This is a genomic window from Streptomyces sp. NPDC006314, from assembly GCF_040613075.1.
Taxonomy (GTDB): domain Bacteria; phylum Actinomycetota; class Actinomycetes; order Streptomycetales; family Streptomycetaceae; genus Streptomyces.
On sequence record NZ_JBEXRL010000002.1, the window covers coordinates 115,707 to 127,770 of the forward strand.

Annotated in this window: 6 protein-coding genes; 3 read left to right on the plus strand and 3 right to left on the minus strand. The window is 71.8% G+C overall.

Features of this window, described 5'->3' with window-relative positions:
* The first annotated feature begins 640 nt into the window (after positions 1–640).
* Positions 641–1,771 carry a tRNA dihydrouridine synthase DusB gene (gene dusB / locus ABZ079_RS03640; RefSeq protein ID WP_356937748.1) on the plus strand — a complete coding sequence of 377 codons (1,131 nt, stop codon included), beginning with the start codon at positions 641–643 and terminating at the stop codon, positions 1,769–1,771.
* A gap of 53 nt (positions 1,772–1,824) precedes the next feature.
* Here the strand turns inward: dusB and ABZ079_RS03645 are convergent, their stop codons facing one another.
* The 3 genes from ABZ079_RS03645 to ABZ079_RS03655 all read right to left on the minus strand — a co-directional run bounded on the left by ABZ079_RS03645 (position 1,825) and on the right by ABZ079_RS03655 (position 7,313).
* Positions 1,825–3,429, minus strand: a complete 1,605-nt coding sequence (locus tag ABZ079_RS03645; protein WP_356938114.1) for a CDP-alcohol phosphatidyltransferase — start codon at positions 3,427–3,429, stop codon at positions 1,825–1,827.
* 444 nt (positions 3,430–3,873) lie between these two features.
* Positions 3,874–5,811 (minus strand): glycogen debranching N-terminal domain-containing protein, encoded by a 1,938-nt coding sequence (locus tag ABZ079_RS03650; RefSeq protein ID WP_356937749.1) that lies wholly within the window; start codon positions 5,809–5,811, stop codon positions 3,874–3,876.
* Positions 5,808–7,313 (minus strand): hypothetical protein, encoded by a 1,506-nt coding sequence (locus tag ABZ079_RS03655; RefSeq protein WP_356937750.1) that lies wholly within the window; start codon positions 7,311–7,313, stop codon positions 5,808–5,810. The genes ABZ079_RS03650 and ABZ079_RS03655 overlap by 4 nt, the downstream gene beginning before the upstream one ends.
* Before the next feature lie 121 nt (positions 7,314–7,434).
* Between ABZ079_RS03655 and ABZ079_RS03660 the strand changes: the two genes are divergently transcribed.
* Together ABZ079_RS03660 and ppdK are read left to right on the plus strand one after the other, a co-directional pair.
* Positions 7,435–8,664, plus strand: coding sequence for an ROK family protein (locus ABZ079_RS03660; protein WP_356937751.1), 1,230 nt, complete (start codon positions 7,435–7,437; stop codon positions 8,662–8,664).
* A 405-nt stretch (positions 8,665–9,069) separates the two neighbouring features.
* Positions 9,070–11,790: a pyruvate, phosphate dikinase gene (gene ppdK / locus ABZ079_RS03665; protein ID WP_356937752.1), complete on the plus strand. Its 2,721-nt coding sequence runs from the start codon at positions 9,070–9,072 to the stop codon at positions 11,788–11,790.
* The last annotated feature ends 274 nt before the right edge of the window (positions 11,791–12,064 follow it).

A 12,064-nucleotide genomic window follows, 5' to 3' on the forward strand; every position in this document is an offset into this window, starting at 1 on the left:
CAGACTGCACGGATGATCGACGGCCTTCCTGCCGGTCTGACGGCCCGGCACCCGGCGGCAGCGGACCACGTACTCGCGGTGCTGGACGCGTGGTGGGGCGGACTCAAGGGGGAGGCGGGGGCGGCGGAACGGGCACTGCCGCTACTCCGCGACAGCATCCGCAGGCCCGCGTGCAGGGCGTCGAGGCGGGTTCGACGCGGCGGGGTTCGTACCACAGGAGGGTCGGCAGGGCCGTCAGGGCGATCGCGGCGACGGGGCCCGTCGTGCCCGGCCCCGTGTCCGGCGCCTCGGTGATCGCGTAGGCCGGCGAGCGAACAGGGCGATCACCGGCAGCCGGCCGACCGGGTCGGGGCGGCGGCCCTTGGGCGCGCGGCGCTCGGGGACGAGGCGGAGGGAGTGGCAGGAGGCCGCGCCGATCTCCCCGCACGTCGAGCGGTAGCGGCATCAGCGGGTCGGCCCGTCCGGCTGGAGCACCGCAGCATGGGGCCGGCCCCACAGGCACCGGCCCACCGGGTGGCGCCCACCTGCCCGCCGACGAGGAGAGCGAGGAGCGGCTGGCGGAACCGGCGGACGAGTGACGCGCGGGGTGAGGGACAATGGGTGCTTGCCCTGTGCCGTACATCCGTCCCGGAGCCCCGCGATGACCCACCCGCTCTCCATCGGCCCGCACGCCGTGGTGCCGCCCGTCGTGCTCGCACCCATGGCGGGGATCACCAACGCTCCCTTCCGCACCCTGTGCCGGGAGTACAGCGGCGGCAAGGGGCTCTTCGTCAGCGAGATGATCACGACCCGGGCGCTGGTCGAGCGCAACGAGAAGACCATGCAGCTGATCAGGTTCGACGCGAGCGAGCAGCCCCGCTCGATCCAGTTGTACGGCGTCGACCCGGCGACCGTCGGCAAGGCCGTCCGCATGATCGCGGAGGAGGACCTCGCCGACCACATCGACCTGAACTTCGGCTGCCCGGTCCCGAAGGTCACGCGGAAGGGCGGCGGCTCCGCCCTCCCGTACAAGCGGAACCTGCTGCGGGCGATCCTGCGCGAGGCGGTCTCGGGCGCCGGTGACCTGCCGGTGACCATGAAGATGCGCAAGGGCATCGACGACGACCACATCACCTACCTCGACGCGGGCCGCATCGCCGTCGAGGAGGGGGTCACGGCGATCGCGCTGCATGGTCGTACGGCCGCCCAGCACTACGGCGGCACCGCCGACTGGGACGCCATCGCCCGCTTGAAGGAGCACGTCCCGGAGATCCCGGTGCTCGGCAACGGCGACATCTGGTCGGCGCAGGACGCCCTGCGGATGGTGCGGGAAACCGGCTGCGACGGGGTGGTCGTGGGCCGCGGGTGCCTGGGGCGGCCGTGGCTGTTCGCGGACCTGGTGGCGGCGTTCGAGGGGCGGGACGACTACCGGAAGCCCACCCTCCGCGAAGTGTCCGACGTCATGGTCCGGCACGCCACCCTCCTCGGCGAGTGGATCGGTGACGAGTCCAAGGGGGTCGTCGACTTCCGCAAGCACGTGGCCTGGTACCTGAAGGGCTTCGCGGTCGGCTCGGAGATGCGCAAGCGGCTGGCCGTCACCTCCTCGCTGGAGGAACTGCGGGCCGGCCTCGACGAGCTGGACCTCGACCAGCCGTGGCCGGCCGGCGCGGACGAGCCCCGGGGCCGTACGTCCGGCAACAACCGTGTCGTGCTGCCGGACGGCTGGCTGAAGGACCCGTACGACTGCGCGGGCGTCGGTGAGGACGCGGAACTGGACACCTCCGGCGGCTGAGCGGCCTTTCCGCCCATCAGGTCCGGTGGGCTCCAAGGCGCGGTGCGCTGGGGTCAGCCCCTGTCGGGGTGCGGCGTCGAGCCGTACGCCGTCAGGAAGCGGTCGCGGAAGGAACTCATCTTCCAGACGGGCGCGTCGTGCGCGGGGCGCAGGCCGTCGGTCCAGCCCCAGTCCGCGATCTTGTCCAGGACCCCGGGATCCCTGGCGACGATCGAGACCGGCACGTCACGGCTGGCGTGGTTGCCGCTGACCCGGGCGATCGGCTGGTGGTCACCGAGGAACACCAGGACGGTGTTGTCGTTGCCGTAGCGTTCCAGCCACTGGGTGAGCGCGGTCACCGAGTACTGGATCGACTTGCCGTACTCCTGGCGGGACTTGCTCGTGTCGGCGATGACGTCGGCCGGCTTGTTGCCCGCCGCCTGGATGTCCTTGAACACCGAGCCGTCGCCGAGCCGGTCCCAGCCGACCATCTTCGGGATGGGCGCCCACGGCTGATGGCTGGAGGTGAGGATGAGCAGCGACATCAGCGGCTTGCCGTCGGCCCGCTTCTTGCTGTGCACCCGCTCCTGGTACTGCTGCAGCGCATACTGGTCCGGCATGGTCGACCAGCTGAACTTCGGCCCCCGGTAGCCGAGCTGGAAGGCGTTGTAGACCTTCTCCAGGCCGTACCACTTCTGCTCCGGCCACGCCTTCTGCACACCCGGCATCACCCCGACCGTGTCCCAGGCGCCGGTCTTGGCGAAGGCCTCGGTGAGGCTGAGGTGGTCGCTGGCCATGACAGTGCGGTAGCGCTGCTGGTTGCTGATCCACAGGCCCGACATGGTGGTGGAGTGGCCGAGCCAGCTGCTGCCGCCATAGGTCGCCGAGGTCAGCCAGCCGCTCCGGGCGTGGAAACCGGCCTTGGCCAGCGCCTTGGTCCGGGCGTCGAGCGTCCGGTCCACGCCGGGCGCCATGACCGGGTCCTCGATCGCGCTGCGGCCGTAGCTCTCGATGAACGTGAAGATCATGTCCTTGCCGCGCAGATCCGGGACCAGCTGGCTGCCCGGGGTGTTCCCGAAGGCGTCGACCCGGGCCACCTTCCGGAACTCCGCCTCGTCCTCGAGGGTGTCCGAGATCCGGCGGGCCTGGACCTTCAGCGCGGTGGCCGTGCGGTCGGACGCGATCGGCACGCCGGATATCTGCAGACCGAGCGAGGAGCAGGTGATCCAGACGACCCCGGCGATCAGCGTGCCCCGGGTCGCGGTGCCGGTGTGCCGGGCGAGCAGGTTGCTCAGCCGAACCATGGACAGCGCCAGCAGAACGAAGAGGAGCAGGACGAGGGTGATCACGCCGGCCACGGCGGCGAGGGTGGAGGTGCGGCCGAGGGAGTCCTCCAGATACGACTCGGCGTCGCCGAACAGGCTCCAGTCGAGGACGACGTTGAAGCTGCGGCCGAGGTACTGGTTGAAGCCCATGTCGAGCAGGTTCAGCACGGTCATGGCCCCGAGCGCCACCCCGGACACCGCCGCCAGCGCCACCCGCGGCCGGCGCGGCAGCGCGAGCATCACGGCGGCCCCGATGACGGCTTCCCCCGGTATGCGCACGAACCTGGCCGGCCTGAGCCCCACGACGGTGTTCGGCAGCACGAGCGCGGCGACGACGAGCGCCGCGGCGAGCACGGTGACCGTGACGGACAGGGCCTGTGCCGCCGCCGGGTGCCGCTCCCGCCGGCGCCGGAGCCACGCCGACCAGACGGCCCAGGGGCGGCGGAAGGGCCGGGGAGTGGCCGCGGGGATCTCCTCGGGTGCGGTCTCCGGTGCCTCGGCTTCCAGCAGCTCGCCGTCTTCCGGGGCGCCCTCGGTCCCCCCCGCCGCCGTATCCGCCGGCCGGCGCGTGCTCGTGTGCTGAGACAACCCGAAGGTCCTTCCGTGCGAGACCCGTGACGCAATCCCGTACGGCTGTCCCCGCGCCCCTGTTCACAGCTTCCGGCAAACACCGGGCAAACCTCGGCGCCCCGGAAGGGGCGCGGGGCTGTGGCGCTGTGCGGCTCCGTCGCGTGGGCGCGACCAGCCACACACCATCCGCACCCGCGGCCAAGGCACGGCACACCCCGACGGCGCCCCCTACACGCCCCCCACCGCCGTCAGCAGCGCGAGCGGCGCAGCCGCGGCGCGGGACTCGCGCACGCACGCATGCGGGTACGGAACCGGCTCCGGGTGGGTGTCGCGGCCGTAGCCCGCCAGCACCTCCGGCAGCCGGTGCCCGGTCGCCGTCGCCGCGTCGACCAGCGCGTGGGCCACCGTACGGGCTTCGTCGTGCAGGCCGTAGCGGGCCAGGCCCAGGGTGATCAGCGCGTTGTCGTGCGGCCAGACCGAGCCGCGGTGGTAGGAGAGCGGATGGTACGCCGGCTGCCCGGAGGCCAGCGTGCGGACGCCCCAGCCGGAGAAGAAGTCCGGTTCGAGGAGCCGCCGGCCCACCACCTCGCCGTACTCCTTGTCCAGCAGCCCCGACCACAACAGGTGCCCGGCGTCGGACGCCAGCGCGTCGATCTGGTGGCCCGCTCCGTCCAGCGCGAGCGCCGGGAAGGAGTGCTCCCGCATCCAGAAGTCCCGCTGGAAACGGTCCCGGAGGTCGGTCGCCGCCTGCTCCAGCAGGGCCGCGTAGGTCTCGTCGGCCCACACCGTGCGCGCCACCCACGCCGTGCGGCGCAGCGCGTCGTACGCGTAGCCCTGGGCGCCCGCCGCCATCACCGCCCCGGTGGGCCGGGTGCCGTCGGCGCAGCAGATCGCGCCGGGTGAGTCCTTCCAGTTCTGGTTGGCGAGGCCGCCCTCGTCCGCGCGGTAGACGAGGTAGCCGCGCGAGGTGAGGCCGCCGTGGTCGAGCATCCAGCCGATGGCGGCTCGGGCGTGCGGCTCCAGGCTGCGGGCCAGGGCGGTGTCCGACGTCCGCTCGACGTACGCGCCGAGCAGGATCAGGAACAGCGGGGTGGCGTCGACCGAGCCGTAGTAGCGCCCGAACGGGACCTGCCCGAAGTGCGCCAGCTCGCCGTGCCGCACCTCGTGCACGATCTTGCCGGGCTGGGCGACCGGGGACCCGCCGGTGCCGGTCGCCTGGGTCGCGGCGAGCGCGGGGAGCGTGGCGGCGGCCAGTCGCGGGCGGTACGGCAGCGCGAACAGGGAGGCGAGCAGGGCGTCCCGGCCGAGAAGCGTGAGGAACCAAGGGGCGCCCGCGGCCGGTACGCGCAGTTCCTCACCGTCCGGTCCGGTGGCCGGTACCTGGAGCGCGGCCAGGTCGGCGAGGCCCCGGGCGCAGGCCGCCGCCAGCTCCGGCCAGCCGGTCGGGAAGGCCACACCCTCCACGAACGCGGCCTCCTGCGCGCGGAGTTGCCCGTGCACGGCGGCCGGATCGCGTGGCACGCGCAGGGCGCGCTTCTCGCCGTGCGGGCGGGCGATCACGCGCAGCACCAGCCGGGTCGTGCCGTGCGGTGCCAGGTCGAGGGTCCACACCAGGCGCCGGGCGCCCGTGCCCGTCTCCTCCACGGTGTCGGGGGCCGGGTCGGCCGTGATGGTCGTACAGGACCGCCATTCGGCGCGCCGGTAGGTGAACTCTATTCCGTCGTCGAGGACTTCGCGGGCACGGAGGGCGCCGGCCTTGACGTAGGTGCGGTGGTCGGAGCGGAGTTCGAACTGGTCGGTGAAGTCGGCGTCGACGGTGAGGGCGAGCCGGATCGTCGTGGGCACCGGGCGGTTGCTGGTCACCCGGAGCGACTCGACGAACGAACTGTCGCCGACAGCCTGTTCACGGAAGAGGGTGTGTGCCGGGGGCTCCTGCCGGCCGCCGCGCGGGACCAGCACACAGCCGGCCGCGTCCCCGTCCGCGACCGGGCTGAGCACCTCGGGCACCGCGCCGTCGACGGTGAGCTGCCAGCGGCTGAGGTGCCGTGCGTCCCGTACGAATAACCCGTCCGGGTAGCTGCCGCCCCGGACCCCGCTGATGTCGCCCCGGTCGCCCACGGCGGCGAACGTCGCCCCGTGCACGAGCAGATGATGCCGGTCCGTCATCCCCGGCCCCCTCCCTTGTCGCTCCTGTCGAACGTGCCGGTGCCCGTTGGGGAAACGCCCTGTCCGGGGCGCTCATGAAGCTCGTGGTGCCGCTCCTGGTGCAGGTCCAGCGCGAGCGCCGCCGTCCAGCCGAAGCCGGTCGCGCCGCAGGCCTCGCCGGTGTACGGGTCGACGTACTCGGCGAAGTCGGTGGCGTCGGCGAGGTGCAGCACCGCCTCGCGCAGGGCGTCGGCCTGGTCCCGCTCGCCGTGCGTGCGCAGCCCGCGCTCCAGCAGCCAGTTGGTGTTGAACCAGGCCGGGCCGCGCCAGTACCGGTGCGGGTCGAAGGCCTCGCCGAGGAGGTCGTAGCTCGGGACGAGCCGGGTGCGGTCGCCGAGCGAGAAGTGGGGCCCCCGGACGGTGCGGACGAGCGCGGCGGCGATGTCCCGGGGCAGGCCCGGGAGCAGCAGCGGGACCAGTCCGGAGACACCGCGTTCGCGGATGAGCCCGTCGCCGCGCAGGTCCCGGCACAGGAACATCCCGGCCGCCGGGTCCCACAGCCGCTCCACCAGCGCCGCCGTCAGCCGCTCGGCGCGCGCGTGCCGGGCGGTGCCGGAGGCGCCCAGTTCCTCGGCGATCCGTGCCAGCGCGTGTTCGGAGGCGATGAGGAGGGCGTTGAACGCCGGGTCCTCCACGGCGAACCGGCCCGCCCGGCTGTCACCGCCGCCCTCGGCCGAGGTCCTGCGGGCCGCCCCCTTGTCCGCCCCGTCCGCGTACCCCGCGTCCCGGTAGTCGGCGGCCAGCCGCACGTACCGCCCGTAGTCCAGATCCGTCGGCCGGTCCTCGGGTGCGCCGTGGTCGAGGTCGGCGCGGCGGAAGGAGCGGGCCGGGGCGGGAGTGATCCGGGCGAGCGGGGCGTCCCAGCAGGGGCTGTTGTCCATGCCCTGCTCCCACGGGTGGACCACGGACACCAGCCCGCCGCCGCCCAGGTCGCGCCGGTGCAGCAGATACCGGTGCCAGGCGGCCAGCCGTGGATGGACCCGGGCGAGGAAGCCCCGGGCCCGGGACAGGCCGGGGTCGGCGCGGTGCACCAGCCAGGCCGCCAGCGCGTGCACCGGCGGCTGCACGATGCCGGACGTCTGTACGGTGCGCGGGGCCCCCGCACGGTGGCCGGCGACGGAGGAGCGCCAGAAGTCGGGGCTGGGGAAGTAGGCGTCGAGCGGTACGGAGGGGTTGAAGACGATGTGCGGGACGCGCCCGTCGGCCCACTGGGCCGCGAGCAGGGTCTCCAGCTCGGTCTGGGCCCGCGACGGCGAGACGTGCCGCAGGCCGATCGCGATGAACGCCGAGTCCCACGACCACTGGTGGGGGTACAGGTTCCGGGAGGGGACCGTGGCGCCGCCCGTCCAGTTCGCGTCGAGCACCCGGGCCGCCCTGACGTGCAGGGAGATGCCGGAGGGCGGCGGATCGTATGCCGTGTCGTACTGCGTGAGGCGGGCAGTGAGCTGGGCAGTGCGATCCACTCGGGGCTCCCCGAAAGACGTCCGGCCGACCGGGTTTGGTGGTGGCTACCGTAGAGTTACGTCTATTTAACACGCAAAACCCAATATGTAATGCAGGCTTGAGGAACACAAGGGGGTGCGCATGACCGGACGTCCGGGAAGGGCCGGAAAGACCTCGAAGGGCGGCAGTCAGGCCGGCGCCGGCGATCTGCTCCAACTGGTGCGCAGTGGACGGGCGGTGACACGGGGTGCGCTCCAGCAGGCGACCGGACTGTCCCGCGCCACCGTCGGCCAGCGCCTGGACCGGCTGTTCCGGGCCGGCTGGCTGCGCGAGGGCGCCGGCGGCCCGGTCGACTCACCGCTCGGCGGACGCCCCGCCATCACCCTGGAGTTCGACGACTCCCATGCCGTGGTCCTCGCCGCCGACCTCGACACCCGGCACGCGCGCGCGGCCGTCCTCACCCTGACCGGCGAGATCCTGGCCGAACACTCCGGCACGCTCGTGGTCGAGGACGGACCGGATGCGGTGCTCGGCGAACTCGGGCGCTGGTTCGCCGAGTTGCTGGAAAAGGCCGGGCACCACGCGGCGGAGGTCTGCGGGATCGGGCTCGGGGTGCCCGGTCCGGTGGACCGCGAGACCGGCCGGGTGGTGCAGCCCCCGATCATGCCGGGCTGGGACGGGTACGACATAAGAGCCCGCCTCTCCCGCGCCTTCACCGAGCACACCGGCGCCCGGACCGTGCCGGTCCTCGTGGACAACGACGCCAACCTCATGGCCTACGGCGAACAGCGCACCGGACACCCGGACTGTACGGCGCTCGTGCTGGTCAAGGTGTCCACCGGGATCGGCGCCGGGGTCGTGGTCGGCGGTTCGATCTACCGGGGCGCCGACGGCGGAGCGGGCGACATCGGGCATATCCGGGTCGGCGCGGACGCGCTGTGCCGGTGCGGCTCGCACGGCTGTCTCGCCGCCGTCGCGAGCGGGGGTGCCGTGGCCCGGCGGCTGGCCGAGTCCGGGGTGCCGGCCGCGTCCGGCTCGGACGTACGGGACCTGCTGGCCGCCGGGCACCCGGAGGCCGCCGCGCTGGCCCGGGAGGCCGGGCGCCGGGTCGGCGACGTGCTGGCGACCGTCGTGACCCTGCTCAACCCGGGTGTGCTGGTGATCGCGGGCGATCTGGCCGGAACGCCCTTCCTCACAGGCGTACGCGAACTGCTCTACCAGCGGGCGCTGCCCCGCTCCACGGCCCACCTGGACGTCGTCACGTCCCGGCTGGGGGAGCGGGCCGCGCTCATCGGAGCGGGGGCGCTGGTCGTGGAGTACCTGTACGCGCCGGCACGGGTGGAGGAGCGGCTCGTGGCGATGGGCGTGTGACGTCGGCGTTTCGCTCCTGTCTCGCGTCCGCATGGTGAAATCCGCCCCGCTGTGGCAGCGTGATTCTCGCCACCCTTGATAAGGGCTGCGCTCAGATGAGCGGATCATGGGCGACTGCACTTCTCCAAGGGGTGGCACTCCGTGCCACCCCTTGATCGTTCATCGATCGAAATCAAACGTGGCAGGCGATGCTCATGTGAGCGAAGAATCGCATCTGTAGAGGTTCATGCGTTCAAGAAGTGAAAACATAGGCGCATGGCGACTTGCCAAGCCTTGACTTTCAATCCGCTGGCGGACGAGTGGTTACAGGCGCATGACGCGCAAGCAGACGTACCCACAGGCCTTCGATCTGGGTATGTTCCTCGCCGTCAGGGCAGCCACCGCGGCCTCAAGGAGTCGAGACCCGTGTCGGAAATCAAAGAACCCCTCGTAGCGAAGTTCGTTTACGACTTCACCGAGGGCAACAAGGACCTCAAGGACCTCCTGGGCGGCAAGGGTGCCAACCTCGCCGAGATGACCAACCTCGGTCTTCCGGTCCCTCCCGGCTTCACCATCACCACCGAGGCCTGCAAGGTCTACCTGGAGAGCGGTGAGGAGCCCGCGGCACTGCGTGACGAGGTGAGTGCGCACCTCGACGCCCTCGAGCAGAAGATGGGCAAAAAGCTCGGCCAGGCCGATAATCCCCTCCTCGTGTCGGTCCGTTCCGGTGCCAAGTTCTCCATGCCCGGAATGATGGACACCGTCCTGAACATCGGCCTCTCCGACAAGTCGGTGCAGGGCCTGGCCAAGCAGGCCGGCGACGAGCGGTTCGCCTGGGACTCCTACCGCCGCCTCATCCAGATGTTCGGCAAGACCGTCCTCGGTGTCGACGGCGACCTCTTCGAGGAGGCCATCGACAAGGCCAAGGAGGCCAAGAAGGTCACGGTCGACACCGACCTGGAGGCCGCCGACCTCAAGAAGCTGGTCACCACCTTCAAGAAGATCGTCAAGAAGGAGGCCGGCCGGGACTTCCCGCAGGACCCGCGCGAGCAGATGGACCTCGCCATCAAGGCGGTCTTCGACTCGTGGAACGGCGACCGCGCGAAGCTGTACCGCCGCCAGGAGCGCATCCCGCACGACCTTGGCACGGCCGTCAACGTCTGTTCCATGGTCTTCGGCAACCTCGGCCCCGACTCCGGCACCGGCGTCGCCTTCACCCGTGACCCCGCCTCCGGCCACCAGGGCGTCTACGGCGACTACCTGCAGAACGCCCAGGGCGAGGACGTGGTCGCGGGCATCCGCAACACCGTCCCCCTTGCCGAGCTGGAGCAGATCGACAAGAAGTCGTACGACCAGCTCATGCAGATCATGGAGACCCTGGAGAACCACTACAAGGATCTCTGCGACATCGAGTTCACCATCGAGCGCGGCCAGCTCTGGATGCTGCAGACCCGAGTCGGCAAGCGCACCGCCGGCGCGGCCTTCCGTATCGCGACCCAGCTGGTGGACCAGGGCCTGATCGACGAGACCGAGGCGCTCCAGCGCGTCACCGGCGCCCAGCTCGCGCAGCTGATGTTCCCGCGCTTCGACGAGCACGCCAGGACCGAGCAGGTCGGCCGGGGCATCGCCGCCTCCCCGGGGGCCGCGGTCGGCAAGGCGGTCTTCGACTCGTACACCGCCGTGAAGTGGTCCCGCTCGGGCGAGAAGGTCATCCTCGTCCGCCGTGAGACCAACCCCGACGACCTGGACGGCATGATCGCCGCCGAGGGCATTCTGACCTCGCGCGGCGGCAAGACCTCCCACGCGGCCGTCGTCGCGCGCGGCATGGGCAAGACCTGTGTCTGCGGCGCCGAGGAGCTGGAGGTCGACACCAAGCGCCGCCGTATGACGGTCCCCGGTGGACACGTCGTCGAGGAGGGCGACGTCATCTCCATCGACGGTTCGAGCGGCAAGGTCTACCTCGGCGAGGTCCCGGTCGTCCCGTCCCCGGTCGTGGAGTACTTCGAGGGCCGGATGCACCCGGGCGCCGACGACGCGGACGAGCTGGTCGAGGCGGTCCACCGCATGATGGCCTTCGCCGACCGCAAGCGCCGCCTCCGGGTGCGCGCCAACGCCGACAACGCCGAGGACGCGCTGCGCGCCCGCCGCTTCGGCGCCCAGGGCATCGGCCTGTGCCGCACGGAGCACATGTTCCTCGGCGACCGCCGCGAACTGGTCGAGCGCCTGATCCTGGCGGACACGGAGGAGGAACGCGAGGCGTCCCTCAAGGCTTTGCTGCCGCTGCAGAAGAAGGACTTCGTCGAACTCTTCGAGGCGATGGACGGGCTCCCGGTCACGATCCGGTTGCTGGACCCCCCGCTGCACGAGTTCCTCCCGGACATCACCGAGCTGTCGGTCCGCGTGGCCCTCGCCGAGTCCCGTCAGGAGCCGCACGAGAACGACCTCCGTCTGCTCCAGGCGGTCCACCGTCTGCACGAGCAGAACCCGATGCTGGGCCTGCGCGGCGTACGCCTCGGCCTGGTCATCCCCGGCCTGTTCACCATGCAGGTCCGCGCGATCGCCGAGGCCGCGGCCGAGCGCAAGAGCGCCAAGGGCGACCCGCGCGCCGAGATCATGATCCCGCTCGTCGGCACGGTCCAGGAGCTGGAGATCGTCCGCGAGGAGGCCGACAAGGTCATCGCCGAGGTGCAGGCGGCCACCGGCACCGAGCTGAAGCTGGCGATCGGCACGATGATCGAGCTGCCGCGCGCCGCGCTGACGGCGGGCCAGATCGCGGAAGCCGCGGAGTTCTTCAGCTTCGGCACGAACGACCTGACCCAGACGGTGTGGGGCTTCAGCCGCGACGACGTGGAGGCCTCGTTCTTCACGGCATACCTGGAGAAGGGCATCTTCGGCGTCTCCCCGTTCGAGACGATCGACAAGGACGGTGTCGGCTCCCTGGTGAAGGCGGCGGCGGAGGCGGGCCGGCGTACCCGCCCCGACCTCAAGCTCGGCGTCTGCGGTGAGCACGGCGGTGACCCGGAGTCGGTCCACTTCTTCCACGAGGTCGGCCTGGACTACGTCTCCTGCTCGCCGTTCCGTATCCCGGTCGCCCGCCTCGAAGCGGGGCGCGCGGCCACCCAGTCCGCGGGCAGCGACCACCGCTAGGCCCTCGTGGCCGGTTGAACCCCGGAGCCGCCGTCGGTCCCCGACCCTCAACCGATCGGCGGCGGCTCCGGCGCACGAAAGAGGAGGGGCGGCACCCTGTGCGGGGGTGCCGTCCCTCTGGCGTGCGGTCACGCGCGGCCGGCCCGCCGACCCGGCGTGCCCCACCCCGCGGTCGCGCCCCGGTCCCGGCCCACGAGGCAGCTCACCGAAGGAGGGCATGCGTGGGCACCCCGTCTTCCAGGCTGTGGCAGCACGACCCTGACCAAGAAGCGGG

What these genes read in the sequence shown, in the direction of transcription:
- dusB (WP_356937748.1), top strand. Translation starts at nt 641, where the DNA reads ATGACCCACCCGCTCTCCATCGGCCCGCACGCCGTGGTGCCGCCCGTC.
- ABZ079_RS03650 (WP_356937749.1), bottom strand. Translation starts at nt 5,811, where the DNA reads ATGACGGACCGGCATCATCTGCTCGTGCACGGGGCGACGTTCGCCGCC.
- ABZ079_RS03660 (WP_356937751.1), top strand. Translation starts at nt 7,435, where the DNA reads ATGACCGGACGTCCGGGAAGGGCCGGAAAGACCTCGAAGGGCGGCAGT.